A 14,463-nucleotide genomic window follows, 5' to 3' on the forward strand; every position below is an offset into this window, starting at 1 on the left:
CTCCTTTTCCCGTTAAAGTGTACCATAGATAAGAAATGGCGCAAACCCATTCATTTTGAAGAGACACGGTGATTTCTTAAATTATATTGGACTTCATATAGACCGTAATTTATACTAAAGTGTAGCTAAGATAGACAGGCTAAGAAGTGATTTTGAAAATGGTGAGAATGGATGATCGAATATCAGGTGAAAATCGAGGCGTTTGAAGGACCTTTGGATTTGCTGTTACACTTAATCAACCGGCTCGAAATAGACATTTATGATATACCTGTTGCGAAAATAACTGAGCAATATTTATTATATGTGCATACCATGCAAGAGCTTGAACTGGATGTGGCAAGCGAGTATTTGGTGATGGCTGCAACCCTACTAAGTATAAAAAGTCGGATGCTTCTTCCGAAACAAGAGGAAGAACTGTTTGACGAGGAGTTTCTTGAAGAAGAAGAGGACCCGCGCGAAGAATTGATTGAAAAGCTGATAGAATATCGAAAATATAAGAAGGTAGCACAAAATTTAAAAGAACGTGAAGAAGAAAGGCAAAAATCGTTCGCCAAACCACCAAGTGATTTAAGTGATTATGCTAAGGAAGTCAATTTGAGCGAACAAAAGCTTTCTGTGACCGTTTATGACATGTTAGGTGCATTTCAAAAAGTGCTGAGTCGAAAAAAAATCAATCGTCCAAAGGAAACAAGAATTGCCAGGCAAGAAATTCCAATTGAGGAGAGAATGAACCAAATTATGACCAGTTTGACAGCCGCTACCGAGAGAATGAACTTTATGGAATTATTTCCAAATGAAGATAAAGAACATTTAGTCGTAACCTTTTTAGCGATTTTAGAGTTGATGAAAAAACAATTGATTGTGATTGAGCAAGAACACAACTTTTCTGATATTTACATAACAGGGAGTGAAACGATTCATGACGCTTGATATCGTGAATTGGCAGGCCATTGTAGAAGCTTTGCTGTACACAGCTGGTGATGAGGGTCTCACGAAAAAACAGCTTGTGTCCGTCTTAGATATAAACGAAACTGAGTTTGAAGATGTTATGAAAGATGTCAAGGAAAACTACGATAAAACAGATAGAGGAATAGAGCTTATCGAATATGCAGATCATTACATGCTTTCAACAAAAAAAGAGTATGCCGTATATTTGAAAAAGCTAGTTGAAGTTCCTTCAAAAGGACTTTCTCAAGCAGCGCTTGAAGTGCTAGCCATTGTATCTTATAAACAACCTATTACAAGGGCGGAAATTGAAGATATTAGGGGAGTCAAATCAGAACGGATTCTTCATAGTCTTGTTGCAAAAGCACTTTTATGTGAGGTTGGTCGAGCAGAAGGCCCAGGACGAGCCATTTTGTATGGAACAACAGAGACTTTTCTTGAACAATTTGGATTAAAGGCGCTGGATGAGCTTCCACCGCTTCCGGAAAATATGGATGAAGGTGTACAAGAAGAAGCTGACCTATTCTTTGAAAAGTTTAATCAAACATTTGAAGATTTAACTTAATCTGCGAGAAGTCATATGATGTTGTATCACAGAATAGGATCGGTCGAAGGACATAAAAACAAGTGGAGTTTCCAACACCTGAGAAAATCCGATTTCTGTGTTAAGCTTGAAAACAAAGTGGAATCCACATCAAGAAGGCAAAAAACCTTTCAATATTTAAAAGTTGACTTGTTGCCATGTTCAACATGGCCGACATCATTTTATTTAGCCTAGAACCGTAAAGGAACTACGGGGATCGCTTGGTATTTGAGAGACCTTATTTCTAGGGAAGTTCCGACTTCTATGCGAAGCGTAAGTCGGGGTCGTTCCCAAATGAATATATTGAGAAACAAAGTGATGAGAGGAAGGTTGCCAACACCAATGAAAAAATCAGTGGCAAAAGCCCATACTGAGCAAACGGGCGTATTTCTATCAGAGGCTGTACAGATGTTGAATCATTTTTTAAATGAAACAACATTAACATCCCTCAAAGCGGAAGAACCTAGACAAGAAGCTTATTACAGAGAGGTCCTTAGTAATTTGAGAAAGCTTGCTGTCTGCTGTGAAGAAGGGCTTGACACCTGTCAAATTATGCTTCAGCAAAAGCCATTTCAGGACGCTGCTGCAGAAAGAGTGTTATATCAGATTTATCATCGCTGTGTCGAGGAATTCTTTTCTCCTAAAAAAGATACGTGGTATGAAGACAGTAGAGCACTGTATACAGGAGGAAATGCCATTTGTTTTCATGAACCGATACCAGCCACATTAGAAAAATTGATGGTTTCACTTGCAACATACTATCAATCAATGAGAGAAAACTTGGAATACTATGGCGCTAATTTCCAAATGATGTAGCCTATATAAAAACTCTTCCTTACGTTTAAGGAGGAGTTTTTTTCTTGAAAATGTATAATTGATGTTCATAACAATGAGACAAGCGCATAAACTTGTACAAATACTGACAAGGACGTGAGGAAATGCGCTTTCTAAAAAGAGCTGTACAAGTCACACTCATGATTTCCCTTATCTTTTCCTTTTCCCCAATGACTAAAGCCAATCATCAAATTCATGTCAGCGCAAGAAGCGCAATTGTTATAGACGGACATTCTGGTAGAGTGTTATTTGCTAAAGATGAACATCAAAAACGACGGATTGCCAGTATTACAAAGATCATGACAGCGATCTTAGCGATAGAATCAGGAAAGCTGGACGAGATGGTAACCATCAGTGATAAGGCTGTAAGAACTGAAGGATCTTCCATCTATTTAAAAAGAGGAAAAAAAGTAAAACTTCAGGATCTTGTGTACGGCTTGATGCTGAGATCGGGCAATGATGCGGCTGTTGCGATTGCTGAGCATGTCGGTGGAAGTTTGGAAGGTTTTATTTATATGATGAATCAAAAAGCAGCTCAAATTGGCATGGAAAACACCGTTTTTCAAAATCCACATGGTCTGGATGATCATAAGAATCACTATTCTACAGCCTATGACATGGCACTTTTAACAAAATATGCGATGGAAGATAAGACTTATCAAAAGATCTCTGGAACAAAACGTTACAAAGCTGAAACAATGCAAGGTGTTTGGAAAAACAAAAATAAATTATTAACCGGCCTTTATCGCTATAGTACAGGAGGAAAGACGGGATACACAAAACTTGCCAAGCGAACCCTAGTGTCAACTTCATCTAAGGACAACACAGACTTAATTGCCGTCACAATAAATGCACCTGATGATTGGGATGATCATATCCAGATGTTTGAGTATGTGTATGAACATTACAAAACATATGTACTAGCTAAAAAAGGGGAAATACCAGATTTGAAGGATACTTTTTATGGAAACAAAGCTTTTATTAAAAGGGATGTCACTTATTTATTAAGTGATGATGAAAAAAATCAAGTGAAGATTAAGACAACACTTCTTAAACCAAAGCGAAAGTGGAAGAAAAATCAAGAAGCGATTCCAAATATGATCGGCTCAATGAATGTGATGTTTAAAGGTGAATCAATTGCTAAATTACCGATTTTTTATGAAAATGAACGGAATCAAAAACCGAAAAAGTCATTTATAGAGACTTTTCAATCAATATTTCATAAGTTTGCGGGCGGTTCTACATGGTCAATATAATTTGGGTTGGTTTAACGATTATTGGTCTCGTATTTGCCTTTTTTAATGGAACAGTTCAGGATGTCAATGAAGCGGTTTTTAAAGGAGCAAAAGAGGCCGTTACAATTGCGATTGGACTTATCAGTGTTCTTGTGTTTTGGCTGGGGTTGATGAAAATAGCGGAACAGTCCGGACTCTTGGAAAAGCTCAGCAAAATGTGCCGACCGTTTATCGCCAAATTGTTTCCGGAAATCCCCTCTGATCACCCCGCAATGGGTTATATCTTATCTAATCTCATTGCTAATTTTTTCGGATTAGGGAATGCAGCAACACCGCTTGGCATTAAAGCTATGGAACAAATGCAACAGCTCAATCAAAACCGACCTGAAGCAAGTCGTTCGATGATCACTTTTTTAGCAGTCAATACCTCATGTATTACACTGATTCCAACAACAGTAATTGCTGTGAGAATGACATATGACTCAAAAACACCAACCGATATTGTTGGTCCTAGCATATTAGCAACATTCATCTCAGGGATTTTCGCGATCATCATCGATAGGTATTATTACCATAAAAGAAAAAAGAAGGGGTGAGAATTTGGAATTCATCAATGGGCTTTCTTTAGCCCTTATCCCGTTTATCATCGCCTCGATCCTTTTATATGGAACAGTTCGAAAAGTTCCGACTTATGAAGCTTTTGTTGAAGGGGGAAAAGAAGGCATCCAAATTGCTTTTTCGATCATTCCTTACTTGGTCGGTATGCTTGTAGCTGTTACAGTCTTCAGATCCTCTGGAGCACTGGATTTTTTTATGGATTTGTTAAAACCTGTTTTTACAGCAATCGGCATGCCGACAGAAGTCGTTCCACTTGCTATCATCCGGCCCATTTCAGGAACGGCTGCACTTGGTATGACAACAGATTTAATCGCTGTTCACGGTCCAGATTCTTTTATCGGTAGGCTCGCATCCGTCATGCAAGGTTCAACAGACACAACCCTCTACGTTCTAACTGTATATTTTGGAGCGGTTGGAATAAAAAAAATGGGGGACGCTTTAAAAGTAGGACTGCTTGCCGATTTATCAGGGGTTATTGCCGCTGTTATTATTGTAACACTGTTATTTGGAAGCACCTAAAAAGGTGTTTTTTTTATTAAACAATTTTACTTTTTGCTTGAGAAAAGATACATTTAAGGTCAGGTATAAAAGGAATGCTTGTTTGTTCGTTTTGAAAAAAGTAAGATAATACATGAGGTGAAAGATATGGAACGACTTCAAAAAGTAATTGCTCATGCTGGCGTTGCTTCGCGACGAAAGGCAGAAGAACTAATAAAAGAAGGAAAAGTTACAGTTAATGGGAAAACGATAAAAGAACTCGGGGTTAAGGTATCTAGCGGTGATCGGATTGAGGTGAACGGAATCCAACTTGAAAGTGAAGAACCCGTTTATTTCCTTTTTTATAAACCGAAAGGCGTTATATCCGCAGTTAAAGATGATAAAGGCCGTAAAGTGGTAACCGATTTTTTTCATGAGATTCAAGAACGAATTTATCCAATTGGCCGACTTGATTACGATACGAGTGGCTTGCTGCTTTTAACAAACGACGGGAATTTCGCCAATAAATTAATGCATCCTAAATATGAAATTAATAAAACATATGTTGCAAAAATAAAAGGTATACCAGCAAAAGAAAACTTAAAAAAACTTGAAAGGGGCTTGCAACTTGAAGAAGGCAAAACGGCTCCCGCCAAAGTTAAACTATTGTCAATGGATAAGAAGAAGCAGACTAGCATCATTCAAATCACCATTCATGAAGGACGCAACCGCCAAGTACGGAGGATGTTTGAAGCGATCGGTCATGAAGTGATCAAACTGAAAAGGGAAGAGTATGCTTTTTTGAATTTGCAAGGGTTAAAAACTGGCGAAAAAAGAGAGCTGACACCGCACGAAGTAAAGAGGCTGAGAGCCTTAGCAGAGCACGGGAAAAACGCTTTATAGGTTTCATATAACTTTTAAAAAAAGAAAATGGTTGGTAATATAGGGATGGTACACTATAGCTGAATGTCAAAAATAGGGGGCGGATGATGAAAAAAAGACGTTTTTACATCCGGACAGTTATTCTGCTTGTTTTGCTTGCTGCGCTCGGTTACACACTTTACAGCGCTGTGTTTGACAACAAAGAAAAGGTAACAGCTGGGGTACAAGCACCGAATTTTTCACTTGAGGAAGTTGGTGGGAATCGTCTTAAACTAGAAGACTTAAAAGGTAAAGGGGTATTTTTAAACTTCTGGGGTAGCTGGTGCGAGCCTTGTAAAAAAGAGTTTCCTTCTATGGTAAACCAATATAAGAAGTTCAAAGATCAAGGTGTCGAAATTGTTGCTGTCAATGTCGGGGAATCCAAATTGGCCGTTCAAAACTTTATAAAAAATAAAGGGGTCAATTTTCCAGTTGTGCTTGATAAAGATAGGCAAGTGTTGGAAGCGTATGGTGTTATTCCGATACCGACAACGTTTTTAATAAACTCTGATGGTGAAGTTGTCAAGGTTGTTGAAAGTGAAATGACCGAACGGATGATCCATGATTATTTGAATATGATTAAACCTGAGGGGTCATCATCATGACGAAAATAAAATGCGACTGTGGGCATGTGAATCCGCTTGGGACATTCCTTTGTGAATCTTGCGGTAAACCGCTGCAAAAACAGGATGAGAAACTTCTTGATATGCGGTATGACGGAAGTGCAAGACGATCGCAAACCTATCAAAAAACACTCATCGATAAAATCTGGAACTTTTTTTCGTCTGTAAAGGTCGGTGTCTGGCTGATCATCATCACATTATCAGCATCTGCATTCGGAACCATTCTTCCGCAAGAAATGTATTTACCACCTGATGCACAAGCAGATACATATTATCAAAAGCAATATGGACTCATTGGACAAATCTATTATATTCTTGGTTTTCACAATCTTTATGGATCATGGTGGTTTATTATTCTGATTGCCTTACTCGGTGTTTCACTCGTGATATGTAGCCTTGATCGGGTTATCCCTTTACATAGGGCTTTAAAAAATCAGGGTATCACGCGAAATACAAGTTTTATGAAAAGACAGAGACTATACAGTCTGACAGAAACAGAACTTTCTGAAGAAAAAAGAATACAAATCATTGAAACACTTAAAAAAAGGCGCTATCGAGTAAAAGAAGAAAACAAAAATCTGTTTGCCGAAAAAGGTCGCTTTTCAAGATGGGGACCTTATGTTAACCATATCGGATTGATCGTTTTTTTAATCGGTGTTATGCTTCGTTACGTTCCAGGTATGTATGTTGATGAAACTCTTTGGATTAGGGAGGGAGAAACTGTTCCAATTCCAGGAACAGAAGGGCATTATTATTTGAAAAACGATCGGTTTATAAAGGAAATGTATAACAGTAAACAGGAAAAAGAAGTGTTTTCTGATGCCATTACGAAAGCCGGTGATGGAATGGTTGCGAAAAACTATCAAACCGATGTGGCACTTTATGAAAGAAAGAATAAAAGCTTGCCAGGTGAGTCGCCAAAATTAAAAAAATTGAGAAATGGTACGATAAAAGTCAATGAGCCCCTGAAATTTAGTTCTTATTCACTTTACCAGACCACCTATAAAGAAGGTGAACTGGACAAAATGGTGTTTAAGCTAATTGCAAAGAACACGGGGAAATCGTTCGGCAGTGTGTCGATAGATCTTTTGGAACCGAAATCAAACTATGATCTTGGCAACGGTTACAAAGTGCATCTTGCAAGCTACTTGCCAGATTTTTATTTTAATAAAGATGGGGAACCAAGTACGAAAACGAAAAACCCAAACAATCCGGCATTTGTTTTTCAAATCATTACGCCTGACAAGCCAAATGGGGAGAAAAGTTTTGTAGCTATTCAAGAGACCATAGAGGGATCTGCAAACAATAAGTACAAAATGAAATTTGACCATGTGGAGACAAAAAACATCTCAGGGCTTACGGTCAGAAAAGATTTGACACTATGGGTACTGATGATCGGCGGGGTGATTTTTATGATCGGCGTTATCCAAGGGATGTACTGGCAGCATAGACGGATTTGGTTACGATCAGAAGACGATCAAGTACTTGTCGCTGGACATACAAACAAAAACTGGTATGGACTAAAAAAGGATTTGCAAAAAGTACTAATGGATACGGGGATATCCGAACCGACCGATCAAAAAGAACTGCTGAAGGAAAATCGGTCAGCCTAGGGAGGGGTTTTCATGGAAGAGCTTAGCGGTAATTTACTGTATGCGGCATTTCTCTTGTATTTAGTAGCTGTTTTCTTTTTCGGTGGTTCGATCAGAAGTAAAACTTCAACGGATAAGAAAAAGAATCGCTGGGCATCAATTGCTGTCACGATTACGATCATCGGGTTTTTATGTCAGTTTGGATATTTTATCACCAGATGGATTGTTTCTGGACATGCACCAGTTAGCAATCTGTTTGAGTTTACAACGGCTTTCAGCATGATGCTAGTCTTTGCGTTCATCATCATCTTTTTTATGTATCGCTTATCAGCGCTAGGGTTGTTTACACTCCCGGTAGCGCTCTTGTTAATTGGATATGCCAGTATGTTTTCAACTGAGATCACACCGTTGATTCCATCACTCCAAAGTCATTGGCTGTATATTCATGTCACAACAGCAGCGCTTGGGCAAGCCATCCTTGCGATCAGTTTTGTAGCTGGCGTTATTTTTCTGCTCAAGTATGTTGATCAATCAAAGCCGGGAAAAAAAACATTTTGGCTTGAGTTTGTCATGTTTATGCTTGTGACAACTCTTGCATTTATATTGGTGACAACCGCGTTTCGATTAGCAGGTTATGAAGCAGAGTTTAAATGGATCAATAAAAATGGTCAGCAAGAAGTCACGGAATATCAACTTCCCGCATTGATTGGTCCGAACAACGGTGAACTTTTGACAGAAGGAAAAATGGAACCGTTCTTCAATGTACCGCCGATCATTGACGGTCGGAAATTAAATACTGTACTTTGGTCATTTGCGGCAGGTATTTTATTGTATGGAGCTGTCAGGTTGCTAATAAGGAAACGAGTTAGCGCACTGTTACAGCCACTAGTGAAAAACGTGAATCTTGATCTTGTCGACGAAATTGGCTATCGCTCTGTTTCAATCGGTTTTCCGGTTTTCACATTAGGGGCATTGATCTTTGCTATGATTTGGGCGCAACTTGCTTGGACCAGGTTCTGGGGCTGGGATCCAAAAGAAGTATGGGCATTGATTACCTTTTTGTTTTATGCTGCATACTTACATCTCAGGCTGTCCAGGGGTTGGCATGGAGAAAAATCAGCCTGGCTTGCTGTCATCGGTTTTGCGATTATTATGTTTAATCTCATATTTGTAAACCTTGTGATCGCTGGGCTTCATTCCTATGCATGATTCCTGTCATGTAACAGCAACTTATTAGAAGGGTGAATTTGAAATAAGAAACGTCGCTTGGATTATAAAAGCTTTTTTAATAAAATGAGTGTAAGAAGATTCAAATCAGGAGGATTACGATGGAACAAACAAAAGAGACCAAAATATTAGTAGTAGATGATGAGGCAAGAATTAGGCGCCTGTTAAAAATGTATTTAGAAAGAGAACATTATATCATTGAAGAAGCTGAGAACGGGGATGAAGCAATCGACAAAGCACTTGGCAATCATTACGATTTGATTTTGCTCGATTTGATGATGCCAGGAACAGACGGTATTGAAGTGTGCAGACAAATTCGTGAAAAAAAAGCAATTCCGATTATTATGCTAACAGCAAAAGGTGAGGAAGCCAATCGAGTGCAAGGGTTTGAGGTCGGAACAGATGATTACATTGTAAAACCTTTTAGTCCACGAGAAGTGGTACTGAGGGTTAAAGCGCTTCTGAGAAGATCATCGCAAACCTCTTATCTGAATACAGATACGACTGCAAAAAATGTACTTGTTTTTTCTCATTTATCAATTGATCATGATGCGCATCGCGTGATGGCAGATGGGAGTGAAGTGAGCCTAACACCGAAAGAATATGAATTACTTTATTTTTTGGCAAAAACTCCTGATAAAGTCTATGATCGTGAAAAGCTACTGAAAGAAGTTTGGCAATATGAGTTCTTCGGAGATTTAAGAACGGTTGATACTCATGTTAAACGGTTGCGTGAGAAACTTAACAAAGTCTCACCTAAAGCAGCGAAAAAAATTGTGACAGTCTGGGGAGTCGGTTATAAATTTGAGGTCGGAAACGAATGATGTTTTGGAAGAGTGTGGTTGGTAAACTTTGGTTTACCATTCTTCTTTTAGTTTCATTTGTTTTATTTATTCTAACTGTTTTTTTACTTGAGTTTATCGAAAATTATCATGTTGATGAAGCGGAAACAGAACTGACAAAACTTGCTAACAAAGTGGCTGTTATTATTGAAAATCATCCGGAACAAAAAATCGCCAGATCGATTACCTGGGAGCTTGCGGATGAACTGACAAGCATTCTCATCGTGAAAGACGAGAATCAATACTGGTATTCACCTGACCAAGATCAAAAGCCGTCTTCCATTCATCTAAAGGAAATCAAGCAGGACCCTGATTTAAGTCAAGCGCTAACTAAGCATGAAAAGGTGCAAAAAAGGGTGTTGTTAAAAAACCGAAAAAATGATCAGCTAATTGTCGGTGTTCCATATGGGAGCGGTAAAAACAAAGGGATGGTTTTTCTTTCACAGTCTCTTCTTGCTGTTAAGGATACGACACAGCATACGACAAGGTATATTCTCTTAGCTGCTGCTGTTGCAATCATTTTAACAACAATATTCGCTTTTTTCTTGTCTAGCAGAGTAACATATCCGCTCAGAAAAATGAGAGAAGGGGCACACCGTTTAGCTAAAGGTAAATTTGATACGAAAATTCCAATCCTAACAAGGGATGAAATTGGTGAACTAGCGATTGCATTTAATCAAATGGGTCGTCAACTGAAATTTCATATTACCGCTTTAAATCAGGAAAAAGAACACTTATCAAATATTTTAAGCAGTATGGCTGATGGTGTGATCACCATCAATATTGATGGAACAATACTTGTCACAAACCCTCCGGCTGAGCGTTTTTTACAAAGCTGGTACTATGAGCAGAATATGAATGTCCAAGAAGGAAATGAATTGCCTCCTGAAGCACGCAAGCTTTTTCGAGATACTGTTGATACAGAAAAAGAACAGTTGATCGAAATGACGTTACAGGGGAGAACATGGGTGTTGTTAATGAGTCCTCTTTATAACCAATCAGATGTTCGTGGGGCAGTTGCTGTCCTAAGAGACATGACAGAAGAAAGACGGCTTGACAAGTTGAAAAAAGATTTCATTGCTAATGTCAGTCATGAACTGAGAACACCAATTTCAATGCTCCAAGGTTATAGTGAGGCAATCGTCGATGACATTGCTAGTTCCGAAGAAGAGAAAAAAGAAATCGCCCAGGTGATTTATGATGAATCTTTACGAATGGGCAGATTAGTCAACGATTTACTTGACCTTGCGAGAATGGAAGCTGGACACATTTCCTTAAATGTTGAAACAGTTGAACTCCGTGAGTTTTTCGAAAGAATATTTCGTAAGTTTTCGGGTTTAGCCGGTGATAAAGACATCAACCTCACCCATAATCTTGACTTAAATGAGACAGTATTTGTGTTTGATCCTGATAAAATGGAACAAGTGCTGACCAATCTAATTGATAACGCCATTCGTCATACTGATCGGGAAGGTCATGTCCATATTGAAGTTCAGTCTGCAGCAAGCGGTTTGAAAGTTGCTGTAAAAGACTCAGGAAGCGGAATTCCTGAAGAAGATCTACCATTTATTTTTGAACGCTTTTATAAAGCAGATAAAGCGAGAACTAGAGGAAAAGGTGGGACAGGTCTGGGACTTGCCATCGTTAAAAACATTGTCGATGCTCATCACGGTTCAATCACAGTTCATAGCAGGTTAAATGAAGGTACATCTTTTACGTTCTACATTCCGAGAAAAAAGAAAGATACTGACCATAATTGACGAACAATCTTGTTCCATACGAAACAAAAGGTGAGTACCCGACAGACACTAAAAAATCCACGAAAAGGGTTTATGCCCCGTGGATTTTTTTATATACCGTTGTTTCATTTAGAAATGAAACATTTTGATCGTCTCCCATAGTCTTGCGCCACCTGAATAGTATGTCGGCGAGTGATAGCTACAAGTATTCAGACCTACAATCATTAACTTAAAAAAGATCACAAACAACGCTCCCGTACCTGGCACAATGTCCATACGTAAAAGCGATCCTCCCCTTGCAGGGCGAAAAAACGAGAGTTCACAAGGCACGCCAGATGGAAGGTGATAGGCCGTCCATAAGCTTCCTAAAGGAGTTGAAGAATGAATCTGAAAAACATATAGGTTGTCATTCAATTCCTGCTATATTCTGCAAACCACTGTAATGAGATGGCTAAAGAAGTGAAATTGTATCATTTTAATCCAGCTCTGTAAGTTGGGTGATAATGAATCCAGATCTGGTAAGAATCAGCACATACATTGCTCCTATAATGCTTTCGGACGGATCCAGACAATCCAAAGACGTCCGTTAGAAGAATGTAGAGTAATCCGAACCGTCATGAAAATCACTGTACCTGATTGGATTGCTTGCTGTAATAGCTCTAGCCAGAACTGACTAAAGTAGCAAAAAACAATGAAAATACAAGATTGTTACCAACCCATTTTGTTGAGAAGTTGCATTTAGGTACCCCTTTTATATCAAATATCCCTACCTAATAAACTACATGTTGTTATCATTTTAATGCCTACATCACTCCCAACAATATCATGAAATAGACGTAAGTCTAATTGAATTCTTAATGCAAAAAAGTGAATATATGGTTATTGAAATAAGAGTGTGTATGGTTTTAAATTGATTGACATAACAGTTATGCTTAAGGAACATACGATTAAATTAAGCTTAATTTTTAAACCACCCCCTTTCTATTTTCATCTGTTTGTAATATAGTTGTAATAGTTGTAATGTAACTTTTTAAGATTGACAAACGACAATAAAATTGAACGGAGGGGTTTCAGATGGAGGAAACCTTTCAGAAAATATATGATCAATATCATCAAGACTTGTTTCAGTTTTTATTTTATATGGTAAAAGACAAAAGTCAGGCAGAAGATTTGGTACAAGAAGTGTACATTCGTGTGTTACATTCCTATCAAACATTTGAAGGAAGAAGCAGTGAAAAAACATGGCTTCTTTCGATAGCTCGTCATGTGGCAATTGACTGGTTCAGAAAGCAGCAGACAATCCGGCAACGAATTTTAGGAACGTTTGACTGGGAAAAACAAGACGTAAAAGATCACCAGCCACTTCCTGAAGAAGTTGTCATGCAACATGAAAATCTTCAAGAGATTTTTACGGCGCTTGATAAATGCACACTAGACCAAAGAGCTGTCATCATCTTGAGGTTTATTCAAGGTTACTCAATTTCTGAAACAGCAAAGGCATTACATTTTTCTGAAAGTAAAGTGAAAACAACACAACATCGTGGCCTAAAAGTGCTTCGTAAACAGATGGAGCTTTTGAAGGAGGAACAAAAACATGAAGAAGTCAGAGTGGGACGAAGAGCGGCTGAAGGTATTACTAAACCAACTTCCAATGGTTAAGGATGATCGTTCAGCAAACCAGATATATCAAAAGCTTTGGATGGCAAAACCGCAACATAAATCCTCTAAAAAGCGGATAGGGGCATTTACTGCGACAGTTTTAGTTCTCTTCCTTCTTATGCTAATTACTCCTCAATTAGTAGAACAAAATAGCTCTCAAAATGGAGGAGCTCATGATCTATCTGAAGGCAAAATCAATGAAGCTAAACATGGTCATTCGAAAGTGAGTTCTGATCAACCGAAAAACGAAAAAAGCTTTGTCGTCTCCAATAACCAAAAAGATGATTATGTTACCCTCGCATTTATTAATCATTCTAAATCAGTGATTGTACCTGTAAGCATTCGAAAAAATGACACGATCACAAATGTCAAAGAAGCTTACAATGCATTTAGGCGGTTTGAAGATGATCATTTTGAATCAATAGATACATATTTCCAACATATTAAATTCACTGAACAAAAACAAGCTAAAAAAATGACGATTCAAGTGAATGACGATGTTCCAGATATTTCAGTTAATGAATTAGAACTGGTAAAGGAAATGATTAATGACGCGTTCAAATGGGGAGCGTACGAATCTGTCCAGTTTGTTTCAAACGGTGAACCTGGTGTCGTATTTAGTTCTTCAGGAGTACTTGTTGAAATCCCAATTGAGCAGCATTCTAAAAAAGGTTATTTTTTGTATGAAAGTTCTGAAGGAAGACAGTTTCTTGCACCTTCAAGTGAGCCATATCATAATATAGAAGAAGCAATCCAAAAGATGCAAAGCGACGCAAACAGCTCTTATTTAAAATCAATTATATCTGATAACCAGAAAATTCAAGAAATCGACAAAAAAGGAAACAAGCTGACTCTGCAATTTTCTGGAGACCTTCACAATGATGTTCAAACCATTTTAATGATTGAGGGTTTACTTATGACGGCGAAAGATTTCGGGTTTGCAAAAGTGCAATTTATAAATACAAATATCACCCGGATCGGACATTATGACTTATCAAAGTCTGTTCCTGTTCCATATGCTCCAAACCCAATCATGATAAAAGGATGAAGACTCTGTTTACTGGAGTCTTTTTTTATTGGATAAAATGTATAAAATGTTCTTTTTTAGAGAGTATACTAAACTGTTATGTAAGATTGACGGGAGCTTAACATAATAGGAGGACATGAA

15 protein-coding genes are annotated in these 14,463 nt (G+C 38.2%); 14 read left to right on the plus strand and 1 reads right to left on the minus strand.

Annotated features, from left to right (window positions below; translation table 11 throughout):
- The first annotated feature begins 171 nt into the window (after nt 1-171).
- The 12 genes from PDT38_RS01345 to PDT38_RS01400 all read left to right on the plus strand — a co-directional run bounded on the left by PDT38_RS01345 (nt 172) and on the right by PDT38_RS01400 (nt 11,657).
- Complete coding sequence (locus PDT38_RS01345) at nt 172-930, plus strand: segregation/condensation protein A (RefSeq protein ID WP_270798458.1); 759 nt, start codon at nt 172-174, stop codon at nt 928-930.
- A complete protein-coding gene (gene scpB / locus PDT38_RS01350) occupies nt 920-1,510 on the plus strand; it encodes an SMC-Scp complex subunit ScpB (protein WP_270798459.1) in 591 nt (196 codons plus the stop codon). The genes PDT38_RS01345 and scpB overlap by 11 nt, the downstream gene beginning before the upstream one ends.
- 360 nt (nt 1,511-1,870) lie before the next feature.
- A complete protein-coding gene (locus PDT38_RS01355; RefSeq protein ID WP_317134946.1) occupies nt 1,871-2,344 on the plus strand; it encodes a DUF3907 family protein in 474 nt (157 codons plus the stop codon).
- A gap of 122 nt (nt 2,345-2,466) precedes the next feature.
- Nucleotides 2,467-3,618, plus strand: coding sequence for a D-alanyl-D-alanine carboxypeptidase family protein (locus PDT38_RS01360; RefSeq protein WP_270798462.1), 1,152 nt, complete (start codon nt 2,467-2,469; stop codon nt 3,616-3,618).
- Nucleotides 3,606-4,193 carry a nucleoside recognition domain-containing protein gene (locus PDT38_RS01365; protein WP_270798465.1) on the plus strand — a complete coding sequence of 196 codons (588 nt, stop codon included), beginning with the start codon at nt 3,606-3,608 and terminating at the stop codon, nt 4,191-4,193. Before PDT38_RS01360 ends, PDT38_RS01365 begins: the two co-directional genes overlap by 13 nt.
- A 4-nt stretch (nt 4,194-4,197) precedes the next feature.
- Nucleotides 4,198-4,734, plus strand: coding sequence for a spore maturation protein (locus PDT38_RS01370; protein ID WP_270798468.1), 537 nt, complete (start codon nt 4,198-4,200; stop codon nt 4,732-4,734).
- A gap of 126 nt (nt 4,735-4,860) precedes the next feature.
- The gene (rluB, locus tag PDT38_RS01375) at nt 4,861-5,595 is read left to right on the plus strand and encodes a 23S rRNA pseudouridine(2605) synthase RluB (RefSeq protein ID WP_270798470.1); all 735 of its coding nucleotides are present in this window, start codon (nt 4,861-4,863) and stop codon (nt 5,593-5,595) included.
- An 86-nt stretch (nt 5,596-5,681) separates the two neighbouring features.
- Nucleotides 5,682-6,218, plus strand: coding sequence for a thiol-disulfide oxidoreductase ResA (gene resA / locus PDT38_RS01380; protein ID WP_270798471.1), 537 nt, complete (start codon nt 5,682-5,684; stop codon nt 6,216-6,218).
- Nucleotides 6,215-7,849: a cytochrome c biogenesis protein ResB gene (resB, locus tag PDT38_RS01385; protein ID WP_270798476.1), complete on the plus strand. Its 1,635-nt coding sequence runs from the start codon at nt 6,215-6,217 to the stop codon at nt 7,847-7,849. Before resA ends, resB begins: the two co-directional genes overlap by 4 nt.
- Before the next feature lie 12 nt (nt 7,850-7,861).
- Nucleotides 7,862-9,037, plus strand: coding sequence for a c-type cytochrome biogenesis protein CcsB (ccsB, locus tag PDT38_RS01390; protein WP_270798478.1), 1,176 nt, complete (start codon nt 7,862-7,864; stop codon nt 9,035-9,037).
- A gap of 119 nt (nt 9,038-9,156) precedes the next feature.
- The gene (locus tag PDT38_RS01395; protein ID WP_270798479.1) at nt 9,157-9,879 is read left to right on the plus strand and encodes a response regulator transcription factor; all 723 of its coding nucleotides are present in this window, start codon (nt 9,157-9,159) and stop codon (nt 9,877-9,879) included.
- Nucleotides 9,876-11,657, plus strand: a complete 1,782-nt coding sequence (locus PDT38_RS01400) for an ATP-binding protein (protein WP_270798480.1) — start codon at nt 9,876-9,878, stop codon at nt 11,655-11,657. The genes PDT38_RS01395 and PDT38_RS01400 overlap by 4 nt, the downstream gene beginning before the upstream one ends.
- A 108-nt stretch (nt 11,658-11,765) precedes the next feature.
- Here PDT38_RS01400 and PDT38_RS01405 read toward each other — a convergent pair whose 3' ends face one another.
- On the minus strand, nt 11,766-11,912 hold the full coding sequence (locus PDT38_RS01405) for a hypothetical protein (protein ID WP_270798481.1): 147 nt from the start codon (nt 11,910-11,912) through the stop codon (nt 11,766-11,768).
- Between the two features lie 798 nt (nt 11,913-12,710).
- Here PDT38_RS01405 and sigX point away from each other — a divergent pair.
- The gene (gene sigX, locus PDT38_RS01410) at nt 12,711-13,295 is read left to right on the plus strand and encodes an RNA polymerase sigma factor SigX (RefSeq protein ID WP_270798482.1); all 585 of its coding nucleotides are present in this window, start codon (nt 12,711-12,713) and stop codon (nt 13,293-13,295) included.
- The gene (locus PDT38_RS01415; RefSeq protein ID WP_270798483.1) at nt 13,231-14,343 is read left to right on the plus strand and encodes an RsiX protein; all 1,113 of its coding nucleotides are present in this window, start codon (nt 13,231-13,233) and stop codon (nt 14,341-14,343) included. The genes sigX and PDT38_RS01415 overlap by 65 nt, the downstream gene beginning before the upstream one ends.
- Nucleotides 14,344-14,463: the final 120 nt, after the last annotated feature.

The organism is Bacillus changyiensis (assembly GCF_027706145.1).
Taxonomy (GTDB): Bacteria; Bacillota; Bacilli; order Bacillales; family Bacillaceae; genus Bacillus; species Bacillus changyiensis.

What these genes read in the sequence shown, in the direction of transcription:
- PDT38_RS01345 (WP_270798458.1), top strand. Translation starts at nt 172, where the DNA reads ATGATCGAATATCAGGTGAAAATCGAGGCGTTTGAAGGACCTTTGGAT.
- scpB (WP_270798459.1), top strand. Translation starts at nt 920, where the DNA reads ATGACGCTTGATATCGTGAATTGGCAGGCCATTGTAGAAGCTTTGCTG.
- PDT38_RS01355 (WP_317134946.1), top strand. Translation starts at nt 1,871, where the DNA reads ATGAAAAAATCAGTGGCAAAAGCCCATACTGAGCAAACGGGCGTATTT.
- PDT38_RS01360 (WP_270798462.1), top strand. Translation starts at nt 2,467, where the DNA reads ATGCGCTTTCTAAAAAGAGCTGTACAAGTCACACTCATGATTTCCCTT.
- PDT38_RS01365 (WP_270798465.1), top strand. Translation starts at nt 3,606, where the DNA reads ATGGTCAATATAATTTGGGTTGGTTTAACGATTATTGGTCTCGTATTT.
- rluB (WP_270798470.1), top strand. Translation starts at nt 4,861, where the DNA reads ATGGAACGACTTCAAAAAGTAATTGCTCATGCTGGCGTTGCTTCGCGA.
- resA (WP_270798471.1), top strand. Translation starts at nt 5,682, where the DNA reads ATGAAAAAAAGACGTTTTTACATCCGGACAGTTATTCTGCTTGTTTTG.
- resB (WP_270798476.1), top strand. Translation starts at nt 6,215, where the DNA reads ATGACGAAAATAAAATGCGACTGTGGGCATGTGAATCCGCTTGGGACA.
- ccsB (WP_270798478.1), top strand. Translation starts at nt 7,862, where the DNA reads ATGGAAGAGCTTAGCGGTAATTTACTGTATGCGGCATTTCTCTTGTAT.
- PDT38_RS01395 (WP_270798479.1), top strand. Translation starts at nt 9,157, where the DNA reads ATGGAACAAACAAAAGAGACCAAAATATTAGTAGTAGATGATGAGGCA.
- PDT38_RS01400 (WP_270798480.1), top strand. Translation starts at nt 9,876, where the DNA reads ATGATGTTTTGGAAGAGTGTGGTTGGTAAACTTTGGTTTACCATTCTT.
- PDT38_RS01405 (WP_270798481.1), bottom strand. Translation starts at nt 11,912, where the DNA reads ATGGACATTGTGCCAGGTACGGGAGCGTTGTTTGTGATCTTTTTTAAG.
- sigX (WP_270798482.1), top strand. Translation starts at nt 12,711, where the DNA reads ATGGAGGAAACCTTTCAGAAAATATATGATCAATATCATCAAGACTTG.
- PDT38_RS01415 (WP_270798483.1), top strand. Translation starts at nt 13,231, where the DNA reads ATGAAGAAGTCAGAGTGGGACGAAGAGCGGCTGAAGGTATTACTAAAC.